Source organism: Streptomyces sp. NPDC058632 (assembly GCF_042717095.1).
Taxonomy (GTDB): Bacteria; Actinomycetota; Actinomycetes; order Streptomycetales; family Streptomycetaceae; genus Streptomyces.
Genome location: NZ_JBHXQZ010000124.1, coordinates 1 through 20,323 on the forward strand (window position 1 = coordinate 1; position 20,323 = coordinate 20,323).

The window sequence follows — 20,323 nt, forward strand, 5'->3', positions numbered from 1 at the left end:
ACCGCGCACGGCTCGCAGCCCCAGGGGGCCCGACCGGCACGATCCGCCGGCCGGGCCCCTCATGGCCCGCCCGGCGGATCGTGCCGGAGGCGCGGGGGCCGGCACGCACTTTCCCCGGCTCTTCGAGCAGGGGCCCCATCGCGTCGACCCCCTCCTCGGCCCTGCAGCCGCACGCACCGGACCCCGCTCACCCCGACCGGACAGATGCGGCCGGTTGCCTCCGGCCTGATCCGCCGGACAGTCCCCGGCACGCGGTGAACCTGCGAGACTCCCTCCATGGACGTAAAGCTTTCCGAACTGCCGTTCCCCCTGCGCACCTACGGCCCCGACGGGCACTGGTCCTACGAGGACGGCGTCCTCACCGGCTGGGCCGGACCGCGCCAGGACCGCTTCGTACCGCCCACCGGGGAGGCCCTGGACCCCGCCGCCGACGCACCCCGGCTGCTGGGCGCCCCCGAGGGCGACTTCCAGCTGATCGCCCGGGTCACGGTCGGCTTCGCCGCCGCCTTCGACGCCGGAGTGCTCTACGTCCACACCGGTGAGCGGAACTGGGCCAAGCTGTGCCTGGAGTACTCCCCGGACGTGCCCACCATCTGCACGGTCGTCACCCGCGGCCACTCCGACGACGCCAACTCCTTCACCGTGGAGGGCAGTTCCGCCTGGATGCGGGTCAGCCGCACCGGCCGCGCCTTCGCCTTCCACGCCTCCCGCGACGGCGAGCACTGGACCTTCGTCCGTCTCTTCACCCTCGACGCGGAGGAGGAGACGGGAGCAGCCCTCGTCGGCTTCATGACCCAGTCCCCGATGGGCGAGGGCTGCGTGGTCACCTACGACCACATCGAGTTCCGGCCGAACTGGCCGCAGGACCTGCGCGACGGCAGCTGAGGGCCGGGCACCCGCTGCGGGCGGAGAACCGTCACCCGCCTCCGTACGTCGTGAGCCGTATGACCACACCCCACCGGACCGCGGACTCCCCGGTGATCAGGACCGCCCTGGCGGCCGAGGCCGGGGACGTCGCCGCGCTGCACCTGCGGGCCCGCTCCACGTACTACCCGGACGGCATCCCCGACGACGGCACCGACTGGCCTGCCGTCCGGCGGGAGGCGATCGCGCGCCCCGACGGGCGGGTGCTGTGCGCGCTACGGGACGGACGCCCGGCCGGCCTCGCCTCCTTCCGTACCCCGCCAGACGCTCCCGCCGGCACGGTCAAGCCGTTCCGGTTCCACGTGGACCCCGACCACCGGCGCACCGGGATCGGCACGGCCCTGCACGCCGTCTGCGCCCAGGAACGGCGGGCGAACGGCCCGCACACCGCCGTACTCGACGTGCACATCGACAACCGGCGCGCCCAGAACTTCTACGCCCGCCTGGGCCGGACCCCCGACCCGGCACATCCGCCCGCCCCCGACGACCACCACCTGTACCTGCGCTTCGCCGTGCCCGGGGACCACCCCGGGGAATGAACCGCACCGGTTGAAGGTTCACGCACCCTGCGGAGGGAGTCTCCGTGCCCTGCGACCGGGAGAGTGCCTCAACGATGCGTGTCGAGATCTGGTCGGACATCGCCTGTCCCTGGTGTTACGTGGGCAAGGCCCGCTTCGAGAAGGCCCTCAGCGCCTTTCCGCACCGCGACGACGTCGAGGTGGTGCACCGCTCCTTCGAACTGGACCCGGGCCGGGCCAAGGGCGACATCCAGCCCGTGCTCTCGATGCTCACCGAGAAGTACGGCATGAGCCGGGCGCAGGCCGAGGCCGGCGAGGACAACCTGGGCGCCCAGGCCGCCGCCGAGGGGCTGCCGTACCGCACGCGGGGCCGTGACCACGGCGGCACCTTCGACATGCACCGCCTGCTCCACTTCGCCCGCGAGAAGGGCCGTCAGGCGGAGCTTCTCGACCTGCTCTACACGGCGAACTTCGCCGAGGAGCGGTCCGTGTTCGGCGACGACGACCGTCTCCTCGAACTCGCCACCGCCGCCGGCCTCGACACCGGCGCCGCCCGCGCGGTCCTCGCCGACCCGGAGGCGTACGCCGCCGAGGTGCGCGAGGACCAGCGGGAGGCCGCGGAACTCGGCGCGCGGGGCGTGCCCTTCTTCGTCCTCGACCGCGCGTACGGAGTCTCCGGCGCCCAGCCCGTCGAGGTGTTCACCCAGGCGCTGACCCGGGCCTGGGGCGAGCGGACGCCGCTGCAGACCGTCGAGGGCGACGCGGAGGCATGCGGTCCCGACGGCTGCCCGGTGCCGCAGACCTGAACCGGCCGTGCCCACGACCTGAACCGGCCGTGCCCACACCGCCGATCCGCGCCCACCGCGCCGCTGCCTTCGTTCGTCCTCGCAGGTCAGGGCGTACTCATAAGGGTTCCTTCGTGGTTTCGGGCAGAACAAGTCAATGGACGGGGAGATCATGGGACCGCAGAGTGATCCCATGAAGACCTTCGAGCATCTCGTCCGTGCCGAGTTCACCCCGAAGAACACCTTCCTGAACACCGCCGCCAACGCTCTCCTGCCCGCCCGTACCGTGACCGCCCTCGAGGACGCCGTGCGGCTGAGGGCCGAGGGGGGGCCGCTGGATCCGCTGCACGACGACGTCGAGGCCAGCCGGGCCGCGTACGCCCGGCTGGCCGGCGTTCCCGTCGAGAGGGTGGCGGTCGGGGCCACCGTCACCCTGTACACCGGACTGATCGCGGCCTCACTGCCGCCGGGCGCCGAAGTGATCACCGTCGAGAACGACTTCGCGTCGGTGCTCAACCCGTTCCACGTCCGCGGTGACCTCAAGGTGCGGACCGTGCCGCTGGAGCGGCTCGCCGAGTCCGTCGGCCCGGACACCTCTCTCGTCGCCGTCAGCGCCGTGCAGTCCGCCGACGGCCGGATCGCCGATCTGCCCGCGCTGCGCGAGGCGGCCCGGGAGCACGGAGCACGCACCTACGTCGACTTCTCCCAGGCGATCGGCTGGCTGCCGGTCGACGCCGGTGCCTGCGACTACTCCGCCGCCATCGTCTACAAGTGGCTGCTCGGCCCGCACGGCGGGGCCTTCCTGACCGTCCCCGAGGACTTCGGCGACCTGGTCCCCGTGCAGGCAGGATGGGTCGCGGCGGAGAAGCCCTGGGACAGCTGCTACGGGCCCGTCGCCGAACTCGCCCACTCCGCCCGCCGGTTCGACGTGAGCCCTGCCCTCTTCACCTACGCGGGACTGCGGACCTCCCTCGAACTCGTCGAGGAGATCGGCGTGGACGCCGTCCACGCCCACGATGTCGCCCTCGCCGACCGCTTCCGCGCGGGGCTCGTCGCGCTGGGCCACGAGCCCGTGCCCTCGCCCGGTTCGGCCATCGTGTCCGTGCCGGGACTGGGCCGTCTCCAGCCGGAGTTGAGCAGGGCAGGCCTGGCCCTGTCCGACCGGGCAGGTCATCTGCGGGCGTCCTTCCACCTCTACAACACCCCGGCCGACGTGGACCGGCTGCTGGAGGCGCTGCCCGGTTGAGCCGTCCGCGTCCACCGGGTCCCGCCCGGCCACGGACACGGCAGCGGGCCGGTGCCTCCCGTCCCACACGAGGAGGCCCGGCCCGCGGTCATGGCCACGCCGGCGCGTTCACGCCGACGCACTCAGGCCGACGTGGTCACCCCACCGGAGTGAAGTCCCGGGCCCCGATGTAGTCGGGCCGACGGACCGGCGCCGCGAACGGCTCCACGGCCGTGTTGTCGACGCTGTTGAACACGATGAACACGTTGCTGCGCGGGAACGGCGTGATGTTGTCCCCGGAACCGTGCATGCAGTTGCAGTCGAACCAGGTCGCCGAGCCGGCCCTGCCGGTGAACAGCTTGATGCCGTGCTCGGACGCCAGCGAGGTCAGCCCCTCGTCGGAGGGCGTGCCCGCGTCCTGCATCTGCAGCGACTTCTTGTAGTTGTCCTTCGGCGTGGCCCCCGCACACCCGAGGAACGTCTTGTGCGACCCCGGCATGATCATGAGCCCGCCGTTGGTGTCGAGGTTCTCGGTGAGCGCGATCGACACGGACACCGTCCGCATCCGCGGCAGACCGTCCTCGGCGTGCCAGGTCTCGAAGTCCGAGTGCCAGTAGAAGCCACTGGCCCCGAAGCCCGGCTTGACGTTGATCCGCGACTGGTGGACGTAGACGTCGGAGCCGAGGATCTGCCGGGCCCGGCCGACGACGCGTTCGTCGCGCACGAGCCGCGCGAACACCTCGCTGATCCGGTGGACCTCGAAGACCGACCGGATCTCCTTGGACTGCGGCTCGACGATCGACCGGTCGTCGGCCCGGATCGCCGGGTCGGAGACCAGCCGGTTCAGTTCGTCCCGGTAGACGGCGACCTCGTCGTCGGTGATCAGCTGATCGATGGCGAGGAAGCCGTCACGCTCGAACGACCCCAGGTCGGCCGGAGCGATCGGGCCGGGGGCGTCGGGGGCGCCCCAGACGACCGGGTCCTGCCGGGGGGTGAGCACCTCGGCGTTGCCTCGGGTGGGATAGAGGTCGGGGACGTGCGTCTGGGTGCTGGTGGTCGCGGTGGTCATGGAACCTCACACCTCCTCGGTGAGCAGCGGGTATACACCGTTCTCGTCGTGGTCCTCCCGTCCGGTCACGGGCGGGTTGAAGACGCAGAGGCAGCGGAAGTCCTTCTTCACCCGCAGCGTGTGCTTCTCGTGCCCGTCGAGGAGGTACATCGTTCCGGGCGTGATCGTGTGGGTCAGCCCGGAGTCGTGGTCGGTGAGTTCCGCCTCACCTTCCACACAGACGACGGCCTCGATGTGGTTCGCATACCACATCGATGTCTCCGTACCGGTGTACAGGATGGTTTCGTGCAGGGAGAAGCCGACGTTCTCCTTGGCGAGGACGATGCGCTTGCTCTCCCAGGTACCGGACGCGGACTTCACGTGCCGGTCGGTACCTTCGATCTCCTTGAAGGAACGGACAATCACGGTGCTGCGATGCCTCCTCGGTGGTGGTGCCGGTACTGCCTGCGGGCCGTCCGGGTCCCGGCCCGAGGCCCGGGACCCGGACGGTTCAGCAGACGATTCAGGTGGTCACCCTGTTCGGGTGGCCCGGACCGGCCGGATCATTCCGGCGGTCCGGACGGTCAGGCGGTCTCGCGGACGGCGCGGGCCAGCGTGGTCAGCCCCTCGTCCAGCTCCTCCGGGGTGATGGTCAGGGCCGGGAGCAGCTTGACGACCTCGCCCTCCGGACCGGACGTCTCGATCAGCAGCCCGAGCTCGAAGGCGCGCGCGGCGATGCGTCCGGCCCGCTCCTTGTCGTGGAACTCCATGCCCCACACGAGCCCGCGGCCGCGGTACTCCTTCACGGCGGCGGGGTTCTCCTCGGCGATGGCGGCCATCGTCTGCTCGACCTGCTCGCCGCGCGCACGGGTCTGCTTCTCCATCGCCGACCCGTCGGCCCAGTACGTCTCCAGGGCGGCGGTCGCCGTGACGAAGGCCGGGTTGTTGCCGCGGAAGGTGCCGTTGTGCTCGCCCGGCTCCCAGACGTCCAGCTCGGGCTTGAACAGGCACAGCGACATCGGCAGTCCGTAACCGCTGATCGACTTGGACACCGTGACGATGTCGGGCGTGATGCCGGCCTCCTCGAAGGAGAAGAAGGCGCCGGTACGGCCGCAGCCCATCTGGATGTCGTCGACGATCAGCAGCATGTCCTGGCGTTCGCACAGCTCGGCCAGGGCGCGCAGCCACTCGGGCCGGGCGACGTTGATGCCGCCCTCGCCCTGGACCGTCTCGACGATCACCGCGGCGGGCTTGTTGAGGCCGGAGCCCTGGTCCTCCAGGAGCCGCTCGAACCACAGGAAGTCGGGGACCTGGCCGTCGAAGTAGTTGTCGAACGGCATCGGCGTGCCGTGCACCAGCGGGATGCCCGCCCCGGCGCGCTTGAAGGCGTTGCCGGTCACGGCGAGCGAGCCCAGCGACATGCCGTGGAAGGCGTTGGTGAACGAGACGATCGACTCGCGGCCCTTCACCTTCCGGGCCAGCTTCAGCGCCGACTCCACGGCGTTGGTGCCGGTCGGGCCCGGGAACATGACCTTGTACGGCAGGTCGCGCGGACGCAGGATCCAGTTCTGGAAGGACTCCAGGAACGCGCGCTTGGCCGTCGTCGACATGTCGAGGCCGTGCGTGACGCCGTCCCGCTCCAGGTAGTCGATCAGCGCCCGTTTCAGCACGGGGTTGTTGTGGCCGTAGTTGAGTGAGCCGGCTCCGGCGAAGAAGTCGAGGTACTCGTGGCCGTCCTCGTCGTACATGCGGCTGCCGTGCGCGCGGTCGAACACGGTGGGCCAGCCGCGGCAGTAGCTGCGTACCTCGGACTCGAGGGTCTCGAAGACGCTCAGATCGGGCTGGGTGATGGTCACGACGGATCGCTCCTCGGTGGCGTGGGAGGTCAGAGGGAGTCGGGGGGCGGCGGAGTGGCGCACGGGCCCGTGCGCGCGGGGCCGGTGGTCAGGGGGAGAGGGGACCGATGCGGTACAGGACCTCGGGGTCGTGCGGTCCGTCGGGGAACTGCTCGGCTTCGAACAGCACCTCGCGCTCCAGCCGGGCCCCGTGGCGCTCGGCGAACGCGGTGAACAGGCGCTCGGACGCGGTGTTCCCCGGTGTGATGGTGGTCTCCACGATGGTCACTCCGTGTTCCGCGGTGGTCCGTGCGACCAGACCGTCGAGCAGAGCGGCGGCCAGGCCACGGCCGCGGTGCGTCTCGTCCACCGCGACCTGCCAGACGAGCAGGGTGTGCGGGCTGTCCGGCCGTACGTAGCCGGTGACGAAGCCGATCGGCTCCCCGCCGGCGTCACGTGCGACGGCGGATGTGGCGGCGAAGTCCCGGCACCACAGGAGATAGCTGTACGACGAGTTCAGGTCGAGGGTTTTCGAGTCCCTTGCTATCCGCCACAGCGCGGCTCCGTCCGCCAGGGCGGGGCGGTCGATTTGCGGGTCTGCTTGTGCGGCAGTCATGTGAATTGAACTTACCCAGGTAAATTCGAAATTGCATCGGCTGCCGGGGTTACCTGAGCGACTCGTCTATGTTATCGCGCGGGCGTGAAGCCGCAAGCGGAAGCCTGGCGAGATGTCCTGCTTTGGGCGGGATTCAAGCCGCGAAACGGACACCTTGTGGAGCCGGTCACAAGTGTGTAACTCCCGTGGGGACGGCTCGGACGCACCGCTCCCCGCCCGCCTGAATCGATGTGTTTAGGTTTCAAAAAAGCGGGCAGGAGAAGATGGGAAGCTGCTCCGGAAAGTAATATTCAAATAAGCGGGAGAATGATGGAGAAGAATACTCCCAAGGGCTTCTGATAACCCCATGGAATTCACGCTCCGGTCACTCGTCCGCCGACCGCCCGGGCTCCGGTCGACGCCAGCCGTTGTCGGCGGCCCGCAGGGCCCCCGGCACATCCACCGGCAGGCCCTGCGCCGCCAGTGCCGTGCCCAGGGCCGTCAGGCTCCCCCGGACCGCGCCCCGGGTCGCGTCGGGGCCGTAGTGGTTGACGCGGATCATCTCCTTGGCCAGTGCCCCGCCACCCGCGGCCAGTGGCAGCGCGGGGTCCACGGCCAGGGCGCGGGCCACCAGCTCGGCGGCCACCGTGTCCGACGGGACCCGCAGGGTCGTGGCGACCGGGGCCGCCTGGGCCGCGTCGTGAACGTACGGCTCCAGGCCGCCGCCCAGCGCGAGCGCACCCGCCCGGGTCGCCGCCGCGGCCGCCGCGTGCCGTGCCGTCACCGCGTCCAGGCCCACGGTCTCGATGCGCTCCACACACGCCTCCAACGCCAGCATCTCCAACTGCGCCGGCGCGTGCGGCAACACCGTGCGGCCCCCGTCGATCCAGCGCTGCTTCCAGTCCAGCAGGGACAGGTACGAGTGGCGCGGCGCCCGCGGGTTCGCCGCCATCCGGGCCCACGCCCGCTCGCTCACCGAGACCGCCGACACGCCGGCCGGGCCGCCCATCGCCTTCTGCGCCCCGATCACGCACAGGTCCACACCCCACGCGTCCGGCAGCACCGGCTCCGCCCCGATCGACGCCACCGCGTCCAGGTAGAACAGCGCCCCGTGCGCCCGCACCGCCTCGCCGATCTCCGCGACCGGGTTGGTGTTGCCGGTCGCCGCCTCCGCGTGCACCAGGGAAACGAAATCGATCTCCGGGTGCGCGGCGAAGGCCTCACGGATCCGCCCGGCCGTCACCGCCGTGTGGAACGGCACCGCCAGATCGATCACCGTCGCGCCGCAGTCGCGCAGCCAGTCGCCGAAGGTCTGCCCGTACGGACCCGTGACGACGTTCAGCGCGGTCGTGCCGAACCCGGCGGCCGCGCGGATCGCGCCCTCCAGCGGCAGCAGCGCCTCGCCCTGCATGATCACGACGTCCTGCGTGGTGCCCAGCAGGCGCGCCACGCCGTCCTCGATCGAGGCGAAGTGCGCGGCGCTCAGCGGGGCCAGACCGAGGAAGGGATGGGTGCTCACGACGTTGCTCTCCAGATCACGGCTCTACGGGTGCGACGGGTCCGAGCGTATCCGGCACCCCGGGGAGCCCGGTCCGACGTCCGGAAAGCACGGTCCGGCGCCCGGTTCTCAGGTCGGACGATGCCATAGCCATCGGTTTGGTTTGAGGGACTCAAACATCTCCTTATAATCAGAACCTCATCCGTTCCCTACCAGGAGGCCTCAGTGAAGACGCTCCTCGGCCGCAGGACCCGCGTTCTGGCCGCCACCACCGCGACGGCCGGGCTGGTGCTCCTGACCGCCTGCACCTCCACCGACGACGGGGACGGCGGCGCCTCCAGGACCGCGGCCGGCGGCGTCGAACTCGCCAAGGCGGGACAGCTCACCACCTGCACCCACCTGCCCTACCCGCCCTTCCAGTCGGAGATCGACGGCAAGGTGCAGGGCTTCGACGTGGCGCTGGTCGACCTGGTCGCCGAGGACCTGGAAGTGAAGCAGGAGATCCTCGACACGCCGTTCGAGAACTTCAAGACCGGCGCCTTCCTCAACTCCGGCGAGTGCGACCTGGCCGCGGCCGGTATGACCATCACCGACGAGCGCAAGAAGAACGTCGACTTCTCGGACCCGTACTTCAACGCCACCCAGGCCGTCCTCGTCGACAAGAAGGCCGACGTCACCTCGCTCGCCGACGTGAAGTCGAAGAACGTCGAGCTCGGCGCCCAGGCGCAGACCACCGGCGAGGACTACGTCAAGGGGGAGGGCTTCGACCCGGTCTCCTTCGAGTCCTCCGACGCCGTCCTCAACGGCCTGCGCACCGGCCAGGTCAAGGCCGTCGTCATCGACTTCCCGGTGGTCCAGGGCTGGCTCAAGGACAAGGCCACCGCCGACGCCTACGAGGTCGTCGACAACCTCGACACCGGCGAGCAGTACGGCTTCACGGTGAAGAAGGGCAACACCGCGCTGCAGGAGGCCATCGACAAGGCGCTCTCGGACGCCAAGGAGGACGGCACGTACAAGAAGCTGTACGAGCAGTGGATCGGCCCCTACGACGAGTCCGCCGCCTCGCCGGCCGCCTCCTGATCCGATGGCCGACACGAAGGTGCCTCCGGAGCTGAGGAAGAAGGGCCTGACCCGGAGCCAGAAGCGCCGGCTGTCGCGCGGCGCCCAGTACGTCGTCTTCGTCGCCGCCGTGGTCGCCTTCGCGGCCTCGGCGGACTGGGGCAGGCTGCAGAACCAGTTCGCGCAGGCCGACATCGCCGAGCGGATGTTCCCGGAGATCATCACCCTGGCGCTGAAGAACACCGTGCTCTACACGGTGACCGGCTTCGCCGTCGGGCTGGCCCTCGGCCTGGTCATCGCGCTGATGCGGCTGTCGTCGGTCGGTCCGTACCGCTGGCTGGCGGGCATCTACATCGAGATCTTCCGCGGTCTGCCCGCCCTGCTGATCTTCATCTTCATCGGCGTGGCCGTGCCGCTCGCCTTCCCCGGCACCGAGATCATCGGCGGCACCTACGGCAAGGTCGCCCTCGCGCTCGGCCTGGTGGCCGCCGCCTACATGGCCGAGACGATCCGCGCGGGCATCCAGGCGGTGCCCAAGGGGCAGATGGAGGCGGCCCGTTCACTGGGCTTCTCGCCCGCGCGGGCCATGGTCTCGATCATCATCCCGCAGGCGTTCCGGATCATCCTGCCGCCGCTCACCAACGAACTCGTCCTGCTCTTCAAGGACTCCTCGCTGGTGCTGTTCCTCGGCGTCACCCTGGAGGAGCGCGAACTGTCCAAGTACGGCCGCGACCTGGCCAGCCAGACCGCCAACTCCACCCCGATCCTGGTCGCCGGCCTGTGCTACCTGCTGATCACCATCCCGCTCGGCTTCGTCGTACGCCGTATGGAGGCCAAGGCCCAGGAGGCCGTCAAATGAGCCGACCGGACAAGCAGCCGGACAACCGGCCGGAGAGCCGATCCGGGGATCCGGAGATCCGGGTCGGCGGGCTGCACAAGTCGTTCGGCAGCAACGAGGTGCTGCGCGGCATCGACCTGGAGATCCGCCGGGGCGAGGTCGTCTGCGTGATCGGGCCGTCCGGCTCGGGCAAGTCGACCCTGCTCCGGTGCGTGAACCTGCTCGAAGAGCCCACCAAGGGGCAGGTGTACGTCGGCGGTACGGAACTCACCGACCCGGACGTGGACATCGACGCCGCCCGCCGCCGGATCGGCATGGTCTTCCAGCAGTTCAACCTGTTCCCGCACCTCACCGTCACCGAGAACCTCACCCTGCCGCAGCGCCGGGTGCTGAGGCGGGGCAAGGCGGAGGCAGCCCGGACCGCCGCCGCGAACCTGGAGCGGGTCGGCCTCGCGGAGAAGGCGGGCGCCTACCCGTCCTCCCTCTCCGGCGGCCAGCAGCAGCGCGTCGCCATCGCCCGCGCGCTGGCGATGGGCCCCGAGGTGATGCTGTTCGACGAGCCGACCTCGGCGCTCGACCCCGAGCTGGTCGGCGACGTCCTGGCGGTGATGCGGATGCTCGCCGACGAGGGCATGACGATGATGGTCGTCACCCACGAGATGACCTTCGCCCGCGAGGTCGCCGACCGGGTCGTCTTCATGGACGGCGGGGTGATCGTCGAGGACGGTGCTCCCGAGCAGGTCATCGGCGCCCCACGGCACGAACGCACCCGGCACTTCCTCTCCCGGCTCCTCGACCCCGCCATGGCGGACGTGGAGGAGGAGACCTCCGACCGGACCGGCACGTCCCTGTAACGGCTCACTACAGTGCTGGGCATGAGCGAACGCGCGGTGCTGCACGTGAAGGGGCGGGTCCTCGTCGGACCGGACGAGGACCAGGTCCGCGACGAGCTGTGGGTGGTCGACGGCCGGATCTCCTACGACCGCCCCGCCGGCGCCCGTGACGTGACGGCCGTCGAGGGCTGGGTGCTGCCCGGACTGGTCGACGCCCACTGCCATGTGGGCCTCGACCGGCACGGCGCGGTGCCCGAGGACGTCGCGGAGAAGCAGGCGCTCACCGACCGCGACGCCGGGGCCCTGCTGCTGCGGGACGCGGGATCACCTTCCGACACCCGCTGGACCGACGACCGGGACGACCTTCCGAAGATCGTCCGGGCCGGCCGGCACATCGCCCGCACCCGCCGCTACATCCGGGGCTACGCCTGGGAGGTCGAACCCGAGGACCTCGTCGCGTACGTCGCCCAGGAGGCCCGGCGCGGCGACGGCTGGGTGAAGCTCGTCGGCGACTGGATCGACCGCGATCTCGGCGACCTGTCGGCCTGCTGGCCGCGCGGCGCCGTCGGGGCGGCGATCGCCGAGGCGCACCGGCTGGGTGCCCGGGTCACCGCGCACTGCTTCGCCGAGGACTCCCTGCGGGACCTGGTCGAGGCCGGCATCGACTGCGTCGAGCACGCGACGGGCCTGACCGACGACACGATCCCGCTGTTCGCCGAACGGGGCGTGGCGATCGTCCCGACCCTTGTCAACATCGCCACCTTCCCGGACCTCGCCGACGGCGGCGAGTCCCGGTTCCCGCGCTGGTCGGCCCATATGCGCCGGCTCCACGAGCGCCGCTACGACACCGTGCGCTCCGCCTACGACGCGGGCATTCCCGTCTTCGTCGGTACGGACGCCGGAGGCGCTCTTCCGCACGGCCTCGCCGCGGCCGAGGTCGCCGAACTCGTCACCGCCGGCATCCCGCCCGTCGACGCCCTCGCGGCCGGCACCTGGGCGGCCCGCGCCTGGCTCGGACGCCCCGCGCTGGACGAGGGGGCCCCGGCCGACCTCGTCGTCTACGCCTCCGACCCGCGCGCGGACGTACGGGTGCTGGCGGACCCGCGCCGGGTGGTGCTGAACGGGCGTGTGGTCGCGTAGGACGGCGCGGCCCGGACGACATGGTCCGGCGGCCGAACCCCGCCTGTCGTGCGTGCTGTCCCGCGGGGGGCGCCGCGTCCGGAAATCCTCGCCGCTACGGCCCTGCCGGCCCGGTGTCCCCAGCACCGGGCCCGCCGTCACCGGGCCGGCAGGGCGTGGTGCCGCCGTCCGGCGCTGCCCGGAACGGAGGCAGGCAGGTCCCCTGCCGGTGCGGCCCGGCTCGGGTCAGGCCGTGTCCAGGGCCCGGTCCAGGGCCTTCAGGAACACGTCCGTCGTCGCGCGGTCGCGTACCGCGACGCGCAGCCAGCGTTCGTCGAGGCCCGGGAACGTGTCCCCGCGTCGTACCGCGAAGCCGAGGGCGCGCAGGCGCTCCCGTACGGCCGCCGCGTGCGGGAGCCGGAGGAGGACGAAGGGGCCCTCGGCACCCTCCACGACCCGTACCCCGCGGTCGGCGAACTCCCCGAGCCCGGTGAGGAGACGGGAGCGGTCCGCGGCGATGCGGCGGGCCGCCCCGTCCGCCTCCGCCAGGGCCCTGGGCCCGACGCACGCCTGCGCCGCGGCCAGCGCGGGCGTGGACACCGGCCACAGGGGCTGCGCCCGCGTCAGCCGTTCGACCGTCTCCGGCCCGGCCAGCACGTACCCGATGCGCAGCCCCGCCAGCCCCCACGTCTTGGTGAGGCTGCGCAGCACCACCAGCCCCGGCACGTCCGTCCGGCCGGCCAGCGCCTCCCGCTCACCCGGCACCGCGTCCAGGAACGCCTCGTCCACGACCAGGGTCCGCCCGGGCCGGGCGAGCCGGGCGACGGCGGCGGCCGGGTGCAGGACGGACGTCGGGTTCGTCGGGTTGCCGATCACCACCAGGTCCGCGGCCTCGGGAACCGCGTCGGGGTCCAGCCGGAAACCGTCCTCCTCCCGCAGCAGCACCCGGTCGACCGGGTGCCCCGCGTCCCGCAGCGCCGCCTCCGGCTCCGTGAACTGCGGATGCACCACCACCGGCCGGCGCACCTCCAGCGCCCGCGCCAGCAGCACGAACGCCTCCGCCGCCCCCGCCGTCAGCAGCACCCGCTCCACCGGCAGCCGGTGCCGGGCCGCCACCGCGGCGCGCGCCGCCCGCCCGTCCGGGTAGGCGGCGAGGCCGGCCAGCGACCCGGCGATGTGCTCGCGCAGCCACGCCGGGGGAGTGCCCGAGCGGACGTTCACCGCGAGGTCGACCAGCGCGGCGCCGTCGTCGCGGACCTCGGCGTCCCCGTGGTGCCGCAGGTCGTGCGCACCGGCCCGGGAGACGGCGGAGTCAGTGCGCACGGGTGTGCGTGTGACCCTGGTGATGGCCGTGATGGTGGTGGCCGTCGTCGTCGGGGTGGAAGTGGGGCTGCTGCGCCATCCCCACCTTGTCCTCGAAGCCCGGCAGCGCGATCCGGTACACGCAGCTGTCGCAGTTCATCCGCAGATCGCCCTTCACCGCCTCCGCGTACCGCTCCATCACCAGGTCCAGCAGCTCCGGCTCGGGACCGATGACGTCCGCCGACCGCACCTGTGTCTCCGGGTGCGCCGCCGCCCAGTCCTCCGTCTGCCGCCGTACCCGGTCCGGCAGGATGCCGGTGAACAGGAAGTACGGCAGGACCACGATCCGCCGGGCGCCGAGCCGCACGCACCGGTCCAGCCCGCTCGGCACGTCCGGCGCGGCCAGCGACACGAACGCCGTCTCCACGGCCCCGTACCCGCGCCCCTCCCACAGCAGCCGCGCCGCCTTGAACACCTCGGCGTTGGCGTCCGGGTCCGTCGAACCACGCCCCACCAGCAGCACGGTCACCTCGGCGGGGTCCCAGGAGGGATCCACCGCCTGGGCCAGCCGCCGTTCCAGCACGCTCAGCAGGGCGGGATGCGGGCCCAGCGGACGGCCGTACGTGTAGGAGAGGCCGGGGTGGCGTTCCTTCTCGCGGGCCAGCGCCGCCGGAATGTCGCCCTTGGCGTGTCCGGCGGACACCAGCATCAGCGGGACCGCCGCGAACCGTCGTACGCCCCGCTCCACCAGCTCGGCGACGGCCTCGCCCAGCGGCGGCGGGGACAGCTCGATGAAACCGCCGGCGACGGGCAGCCCGGGGTTTCGGCGCCCCAGCTCCCGTACGAAGTCCCGGAAGGCCTCCGCTCCGGCGTCGTCCCGGGTGCCGTGGCCGGCGATGAGCAGCGCGGGCGGGGTGGTCACAGGTCGTTCTCCTCAGACGAAGTGGGGTGGTACAGCAGGGCATTGAGTGCGGCGGCGGCGACCGCCGAACCGCCCTTCTCGGACACGTTGCTCACGGCGGGCAGACCGCTCTCGCGCAACGCGGCCTTGGACTCGGCCGCTCCGACGAAACCGACGGGCAGCCCGATGACGAGCGCGGGCGAGGCGTCCAGGGTCAGCAGCTCCTCGAGGGCGGTCGGCGCACAGCCGATCACCCACAGGGCACCGGGCCCCACCTCGTCGTACGCCAGCCGCACCGCGTGCGCGGAACGCGTCAGACCGGTTCCGGACCTGGCGTCCCCGAGCCGGCACACGGTCTCGCGGCGGGTGATACCCGCCGCGACCATCTCCACATCCGTGACGACCGGCGCCCCGGCGTGCAGCGCCGCATGGGCCGTCGCCAACTCGGCCTCGTCCATGACGAGATCGGAGGCGTAGTCCAGGTCGGCCGCCGAGTGGATGACCCGCTCGACGACCGCCCGGGTCAGCGGCGGGAAGTGCGAGGTGTCCAGGCGGGAGCGCAGCCGCCGGAAGGACTCCTGCTCGATGGGGTGCACGACACGGTTCACCGGGACTCCTCCTGGCCCGCGGCGGAGCCGCTCGTCGACGCCGCCTGCCAGCGGTAGCCGCGCGGGGTGACCATCCGGCCCGCGACCTCGCGGGTCGCCGTGTTGCCCACGGTCACGACCGTCATCATGTCGACGGTCGCCGGGTCCAGCGCGGCCAGCGTCGTCAGCCGGCTCGACTCGTCCGGCCGCGAGGCGTTCCGCACGACCCCGACCGGGGTCGCCGGCCGCCGGTGCTCCGCGAGGATCGCGAGGGCCTTGGGCAGCTGCCAGTCACGGCCCCGGCTGCGCGGGTTGTAGAACGTCACGACGAGGTCCGCCTCGGCCGCGGCCCGCACCCGCCGTTCGATGACCTCCCACGGCGTGTGCAGATCGGACAGGCTGATCGACACATGGTCGTGGCCCAGCGGCGCACCGAGGATCGCCCCGGCCGCCAGCGCCGCCGTCACGCCGGGCACGCCGACCACGTCGATGTCGTCGGACGCCTCGGCGAGCGCCGGGGAGGCCATGGCGTACACGCCCGCGTCGCCGCTGCCGATCAGCGCCACCGTCCGCCCCCTGCGGGCCTCCTCGACGGCCGTGCGCGCCCGCTCCTCCTCCGCCCCGAGCCCCGACTCCAGGATCCGGGTGCCGGGCCGCAGCAGATCGCGGATCTGGTCGACGTACTGGTCGAGGCCCACCAGCACGGACGCGCCCCGCAGTTCCGCCTTCGCGCGCGGGGTGAGCAGGTCCCGGGCGCCCGGCCCGAGTCCGACCACCGCGAGCCGCCCGCGCCCCGGCCGCCGCACGACGGCACAGGTCGCCCTCGCGGGCCGTCCGTCCCCGCGCTCCGACTTGCGCTTGGGTACGAGGAGTTCGCCCCCGCCCGCCAGCGCGGCGGCTTCCGCCACCGACGGGGTGCCGACGGCGGCGAGCGGCGCGTCGGAGGGGTTCGGCACGTCGACGTGTGCCAACTCCCCGGCTGCGTACGTCACCAGTGGCACCCCGAGCCGCCGGGCCGTCTCCACGATGCCGGGCTCCCCGGCCTTCGCGTCCACGGTGGCCAGGCGGGCGAGCGACGCGGCCGACAGTCCTGCGTCGCGCAGCGCGCCCTCGACCAGCGCGAGCACCTCGTCGGCCGGTGCGCCCCTGGAGGCACCGACCCCGACGACGAGGGTCGGCGGCCGGAGGACGACCTCGCCGGCGCGAGGCCCGACCACACGGTCCGTGACACGGACCGTGTACGCCCCCTCGCCGGCGAACGGCAGCGGCGGCAGCGGCCAGGTCACGTCCGCGCGCAGCGCCACCGCCTCGCCGTCCAGCAGGGCGCGCGACACTGCGGCCACGTCGCCCTCCACCGGCAGACCCAGGGTGTCCAGGCCGGCCAGACCCACGGCATCGGTCGCCGTGGTCACCACCGGCTCGGCGCCCAGCACCTCGGCGACCTCGCGCGCGAGCCCGTTCGCCCCGCCGCTGTGCCCGCCCACCAGCGACACCGCGAACCGGCCCGCCTCGTCGACGCACACCACGCCCGGGTCGCTCGCCTTGTCCTCCAGCAGCGGTGCCACCAGCCGCACCACGGCGCCCGTGGCCAGGAAGCACACGATCCGCTCGCACTGCGCGAACGCGGTCCGTACGGCGTCCCCGACGGGACCCCCGTACACGCGGGTACGGTCCGGCCACGCGGCGGCCAGCCGGTCCCGCGCGGCGGCTCCCGCCGCGGTGGCGGAAATGAGGCCGATCACTGGGCGACTCCTTCTCTGTCGATGCTGTCGAAACCGTCGCCGGTCGCCGCCGGGGGCCGTACGCCCCACAGCAGGAAGACGGGATTGGCCGCCGCCAGCCGGGTCACGTCCCCGGGCAGCGGCGCGAGCCGCGACGACTGCAGCAGCACACCGTCGCAGGTGAACCCGGCCCCGGTCAGCGCCTCACGCACGGCCGGCACCCGGTCCAGCGCGGCCAGGGCGACGACGACCGTGCGCCGTGCCCGCCGTGCGCACGCGGTGACGACGACGGGCAGGTCCCGCCCGCCCCCGCCGACGAACACCGCGTCGGGATCGTCGAGATCGGACAGCACGGTCGGTGCCGTCCCGTGCACCACGCGTACGTCCACCCCGTGCGCGAGGGCGTTGGCGCGGACCCGCCCCGCCCCGTCCGCGGTCTTCTCCACCGCGGTGACGGCGGCGCCCAGCCGGGCGCACTCCACGGCGACGGACCCCGAACCCGCGCCGACGTCCCACACCGATTCGCCGGGGCGCGGCCCGAGCCGGGCCAGCGCCAGCGCCCGCACCTCGAACTTGGTGATCATCGAGTCCCGGTGGGCGAACGCGGTCTCCTCCAGCGCCCAGCCGCCGGACCGGCCGGCGACCCCGCCCGCGACGGTCCGCACCGGACCGAGGGCCCGCGGCTCGTCCAGGCACAGCACGACGCTCACCGCGTTCCCCCAGTCCCGCGCCGCCGCCCGGGCAGGCGTGACCCGCTCGATCCGCTCGCGCTCCGGATCGCCCAGCGAGGAGGCGACGACCAGAACGCGGTCCGGGGAGAGCCGGGCCAGCGCGGCGCCCAGCTCCGCCGGTCCGGCGCCCGGCCCGGTCAGCACGGCGACCTTCGGATGCGCGCGGCACAGATTCACGGCCGTACGCGGGTCCCTGCCGTGCGCGCTGACCACGACCGCGTCGTCCCAGGGCAGCCCGGCCCGCGCGAAGGCGGCGGCCACGGAGGAGACACCCGGTCGCACGTCCAGCAGCGCCGGCCCGAACCGCTCGGCCAGCGCCCGCACGATCCCCAGGAACCCGGGGTCCCCGGACGCCAGCACGACGACCCGCCGCTCCTCGGCGACGTACTTCCCCACGGTCTCCAGCGCCGGCGCCAACGGCCCGAGGACGACCCGCTCGGCCCCCTCGGGCAGCCGCACGGCGTCCAGATGCCGCCGCCCGCCCACGACCAGCTCCGCCCCGGCGAGGACGGCCCCGTCCACCGGCACCCCGGTCCCGGCGCCCACGACGGTGATCACGTGCTCGCGCCCTTGCCGCGCAACGCCCTGCGGGCCTCCGGGTCGGCCTTGCGGTAACCGTGGAAGTGACCGGGGTGGTACAGGTGCGAGCGGGTGCCGCGCGCGTCGAGCGCCGGGCCGACCAGGAACAGGGTGTGCTTCCAGAGCTTGTGCTCCTTGACCGTCTCCTCCAGCGTGCCGATCGTGCACTTCACGACCAGCTCCTCCGGCCAGGTCGCCTGGTACGCGACGACGACCGGCGTACCGGTCGGGTAGCCGCCCTCCAGCAGCTCCCGCACCAGCTGCCCGCTGCGCGCCGCCGACAGGAAGACCGCCATGGTGGTGCCGTGCCGCGCGAACTCACGGACCTCCTCACCGGGCGGCATCGGCGTCTTGCCGCCGCCCAGCCGGGTCAGCACCACGGACTGCGCCACCTCGGGAATGGTCAGCTCCCGCTGCGCGAGGGCCGCGACGGCCGAGAAGGACGACACACCGGGCACGATCTCGGTGGCGATGCCCAGCTCGGCACACCGGTCGAGCTGCTCCTGCGTGCCGCCCCACAGCGCGGGGTCGCCGGAGTGGATCCTGGCCACCTTCAGCCCCTGGGCGAGGGCCCGCTCGTACACGGCCACGACGTCCTCCAGGGACATCGTCGCCGAGTCCAGGATCTCGGCGCCCTCCCGCGCGTGGTCGAGGACCTCCGCCTGGACCAGGCTGGCGGCCCAGATCACGACGTCGGCCTCGGCGATCACGCGCGCGGCGCGCAACGTCAGCAGATCGGCGGCACCGGGGCCGGCACCGACGAAGGTCACCTTGCCGGTGGGGGTGTCGGCCATGGTGGAACAATCCTCTCCTGCGGTTTCTGCGGTTTCTGCTGGTCCTGCGGTTTCTGCGGGCCCTGGGACCGCGCTCACAACTTGCCGCCCCGCCCGCCGTCCCGCCGGGGCGGCGCGATGAGCGTCGACAGATAGGGCAGGGGTGACCCGTCCAGCTCGGCGGCCGGCCGGACGAACTCCTCCGGCAGCCCGAGCGCGGCCCCCCACACGGCGTCACCGAGCCGCCCGCTCTCCCGCAGCGCCTCGGCCACCTCGCCCGCCCGCCGCCCGAACTTGTAGGCGACGACCGTGCCGGGCCCGGCCAGCGCGTCCTTGAGCACGGCGGACCCGGCGGTCACCGGCACCAGCGTGAGCGGTTCGGTCCCCTCGGTGAGCACGGCACCGGAACGCGCCGCCAGGTCCTGCATCGCGGTGATCCCCGGCACGGTCTCGACGACCGTCCCCGGCACCGACTCCGCGACGGTCTGGGCGAGATACGTGAACGTCGAGTACACGTTGGGATCACCGATGGTCGCGAACGCGACGTGACCGCTCTCCCGCAGCAGCCCGGCCACCCGCTCACCGGCCGCGTCCCAGGCGGCCTCACGCCGCGCCCGGTCGGTGCGCTCGTTCAGCGCGAACACCACCCGGACGACCTTCTCCCGGGGCACGTAGTGCAGCACGGTGGCCTCGGCCCGCCCCCGCTCCCCGCCGTCCGTTCCATCGGGTGCCGCCATCACGGGCACGACGACGACCTCGGCCGCGCGCAGGGCGTTCACCCCCTTCACGGTCACCAGTTCCGGATCGCCGGGGCCGACCCCGACCCCGACCAGCCTGTTCCTGTCACTCATGACGTCCGGCACCTCTCGACGAACCGACGGGCCACACCGGGCTCGGACGCCCAGTGCGTGTGCAGATAGCTCGCGTGCACACCGCGCTGTACGAAGCCCTCGACGCGCGGTGCCGGTGTCCGTACACCCCACGCGGGGCCGCTCCCCGCACCGGGTTCGACGACGGTGCGGTGGAACTCGTGCCCCCGCATCCGCGCCCCGGCCCCGGCCAGCACGCTGTCGGACACCGCCACGGCGTCCCGGTAGCCCAGGGTGAGCCGCTCGGTCATCCGCGCGGAGGCGTCCAGCACCCCGCACATGGGCAGCCCGTCCAACTCCCGGCACAGGTACAGCAGTCCCGCACACTCGGCGGCGACCGGCGCACCACTGCCCGCGAGGGCGCCCACGGCCTTCCTGAGCCGTTCGTTGGCGGACAGCCCGGAGGCGTACACCTCGGGAAACCCTCCACCGATCACCAACCCGCGGGTCCCGTCGGGCAGTTCCTCGTCCCGCAACGGATCGAAGACGACGACGTCGGCCCCGGCGGCGGCGAGCAACTCGGCCTGCTCGGCATAGGAGAACGTAAACGCGGCCCCACCGGCCACGGCGACCACCGGCAGCC

Annotated in this window: 20 protein-coding genes and 1 pseudogene; 8 read left to right on the top strand and 13 right to left on the bottom strand. The window is 72.7% G+C overall.

Features of this window, described 5'->3' with window-relative positions; translation table 11 throughout:
• Positions 1-276: 276 nt before the first annotated feature.
• The 4 genes from ACFWVE_RS31755 to ACFWVE_RS31770 all read left to right on the top strand — a co-directional run bounded on the left by ACFWVE_RS31755 (position 277) and on the right by ACFWVE_RS31770 (position 3,473).
• Entirely contained in the window at positions 277-885 is a 609-nt protein-coding gene (locus tag ACFWVE_RS31755; RefSeq protein ID WP_384021609.1) for a DUF1349 domain-containing protein, read from the top strand.
• Positions 886-944: 59 nt separating this feature from the next.
• Positions 945-1,463, top strand: a complete 519-nt coding sequence (locus ACFWVE_RS31760; protein WP_384021612.1) for a GNAT family N-acetyltransferase — start codon at positions 945-947, stop codon at positions 1,461-1,463.
• A 74-nt stretch (positions 1,464-1,537) separates the two neighbouring features.
• Positions 1,538-2,248, top strand: coding sequence for a DsbA family oxidoreductase (locus tag ACFWVE_RS31765; RefSeq protein WP_384021615.1), 711 nt, complete (start codon positions 1,538-1,540; stop codon positions 2,246-2,248).
• Positions 2,249-2,420: 172 nt separating this feature from the next.
• The gene (locus ACFWVE_RS31770) at positions 2,421-3,473 is read left to right on the top strand and encodes an aminotransferase class V-fold PLP-dependent enzyme (protein WP_384021618.1); all 1,053 of its coding nucleotides are present in this window, start codon (positions 2,421-2,423) and stop codon (positions 3,471-3,473) included.
• Positions 3,474-3,609: 136 nt separating this feature from the next.
• Here ACFWVE_RS31770 and thpD read toward each other — a convergent pair whose 3' ends face one another.
• The 5 genes from thpD to ACFWVE_RS31795 form a co-directional block, all read right to left on the bottom strand.
• Complete coding sequence (gene thpD, locus ACFWVE_RS31775) at positions 3,610-4,521, bottom strand: ectoine hydroxylase (protein ID WP_384021621.1); 912 nt, start codon at positions 4,519-4,521, stop codon at positions 3,610-3,612.
• 6 nt (positions 4,522-4,527) lie between these two features.
• Positions 4,528-4,926, bottom strand: a complete 399-nt coding sequence (locus tag ACFWVE_RS31780) for an ectoine synthase (protein WP_257849715.1) — start codon at positions 4,924-4,926, stop codon at positions 4,528-4,530.
• A 158-nt stretch (positions 4,927-5,084) separates the two neighbouring features.
• The gene (gene ectB / locus ACFWVE_RS31785) at positions 5,085-6,356 is read right to left on the bottom strand and encodes a diaminobutyrate--2-oxoglutarate transaminase (protein ID WP_384021624.1); all 1,272 of its coding nucleotides are present in this window, start codon (positions 6,354-6,356) and stop codon (positions 5,085-5,087) included.
• An 88-nt stretch (positions 6,357-6,444) separates the two neighbouring features.
• Positions 6,445-6,951, bottom strand: coding sequence for a diaminobutyrate acetyltransferase (gene ectA / locus ACFWVE_RS31790; RefSeq protein ID WP_384021627.1), 507 nt, complete (start codon positions 6,949-6,951; stop codon positions 6,445-6,447).
• 364 nt (positions 6,952-7,315) lie between these two features.
• Positions 7,316-8,449 carry a pyridoxal-phosphate-dependent aminotransferase family protein gene (locus ACFWVE_RS31795; RefSeq protein ID WP_384021629.1) on the bottom strand — a complete coding sequence of 378 codons (1,134 nt, stop codon included), beginning with the start codon at positions 8,447-8,449 and terminating at the stop codon, positions 7,316-7,318.
• 204 nt (positions 8,450-8,653) lie between these two features.
• Between ACFWVE_RS31795 and ACFWVE_RS31800 the strand changes: the two genes are divergently transcribed.
• From ACFWVE_RS31800 to ACFWVE_RS31815, 4 genes are read left to right on the top strand one after another with little or no spacing between them, the layout of a single operon-like run.
• Positions 8,654-9,508 carry a transporter substrate-binding domain-containing protein gene (locus ACFWVE_RS31800; protein WP_384021632.1) on the top strand — a complete coding sequence of 285 codons (855 nt, stop codon included), beginning with the start codon at positions 8,654-8,656 and terminating at the stop codon, positions 9,506-9,508.
• A 4-nt stretch (positions 9,509-9,512) separates the two neighbouring features.
• Complete coding sequence (locus ACFWVE_RS31805; RefSeq protein WP_384021635.1) at positions 9,513-10,346, top strand: amino acid ABC transporter permease; 834 nt, start codon at positions 9,513-9,515, stop codon at positions 10,344-10,346.
• Positions 10,343-11,179 carry an amino acid ABC transporter ATP-binding protein gene (locus tag ACFWVE_RS31810; protein WP_384021638.1) on the top strand — a complete coding sequence of 279 codons (837 nt, stop codon included), beginning with the start codon at positions 10,343-10,345 and terminating at the stop codon, positions 11,177-11,179. The genes ACFWVE_RS31805 and ACFWVE_RS31810 overlap by 4 nt, the downstream gene beginning before the upstream one ends.
• Before the next feature lie 21 nt (positions 11,180-11,200).
• Complete coding sequence (locus ACFWVE_RS31815; protein ID WP_384021641.1) at positions 11,201-12,298, top strand: amidohydrolase family protein; 1,098 nt, start codon at positions 11,201-11,203, stop codon at positions 12,296-12,298.
• 225 nt (positions 12,299-12,523) lie between these two features.
• On the opposite strand, the gene cobC is transcribed toward ACFWVE_RS31815, so the two are convergent.
• The 8 genes and pseudogenes from cobC to ACFWVE_RS31855 form a co-directional block, all read right to left on the bottom strand.
• Positions 12,524-13,600 carry an Rv2231c family pyridoxal phosphate-dependent protein CobC gene (gene cobC / locus ACFWVE_RS31820; protein WP_384021643.1) on the bottom strand — a complete coding sequence of 359 codons (1,077 nt, stop codon included), beginning with the start codon at positions 13,598-13,600 and terminating at the stop codon, positions 12,524-12,526.
• Positions 13,590-14,501, bottom strand: coding sequence for a sirohydrochlorin chelatase (locus ACFWVE_RS31825; protein ID WP_384021646.1), 912 nt, complete (start codon positions 14,499-14,501; stop codon positions 13,590-13,592). Before ACFWVE_RS31825 ends, cobC begins: the two co-directional genes overlap by 11 nt.
• Positions 14,498-15,088 (bottom strand): precorrin-8X methylmutase, encoded by a 591-nt coding sequence (locus tag ACFWVE_RS31830; RefSeq protein WP_384021649.1) that lies wholly within the window; start codon positions 15,086-15,088, stop codon positions 14,498-14,500. The genes ACFWVE_RS31825 and ACFWVE_RS31830 overlap by 4 nt, the downstream gene beginning before the upstream one ends.
• Positions 15,085-16,809 (bottom strand): precorrin-3B C(17)-methyltransferase, encoded by a 1,725-nt coding sequence (gene cobJ, locus ACFWVE_RS31835; RefSeq protein WP_384021652.1) that lies wholly within the window; start codon positions 16,807-16,809, stop codon positions 15,085-15,087. The genes ACFWVE_RS31830 and cobJ overlap by 4 nt, the downstream gene beginning before the upstream one ends.
• Positions 16,806-18,077 carry a precorrin-6y C5,15-methyltransferase (decarboxylating) subunit CbiE gene (gene cbiE, locus ACFWVE_RS31840; RefSeq protein WP_384021656.1) on the bottom strand — a complete coding sequence of 424 codons (1,272 nt, stop codon included), beginning with the start codon at positions 18,075-18,077 and terminating at the stop codon, positions 16,806-16,808. The genes cobJ and cbiE overlap by 4 nt, the downstream gene beginning before the upstream one ends.
• Positions 18,074-18,892, bottom strand: a complete 819-nt coding sequence (gene cobM, locus ACFWVE_RS31845) for a precorrin-4 C(11)-methyltransferase (protein ID WP_384021658.1) — start codon at positions 18,890-18,892, stop codon at positions 18,074-18,076. Before cobM ends, cbiE begins: the two co-directional genes overlap by 4 nt.
• Before the next feature lie 74 nt (positions 18,893-18,966).
• The gene (gene cobI, locus ACFWVE_RS31850; protein ID WP_384021662.1) at positions 18,967-19,734 is read right to left on the bottom strand and encodes a precorrin-2 C(20)-methyltransferase; all 768 of its coding nucleotides are present in this window, start codon (positions 19,732-19,734) and stop codon (positions 18,967-18,969) included.
• Positions 19,719-20,323 (bottom strand): annotated as a pseudogene (locus ACFWVE_RS31855) (cobyrinic acid a,c-diamide synthase); the annotation flags it as partial. The pseudogene ACFWVE_RS31855 and the gene cobI, both read right to left, overlap by 16 nt.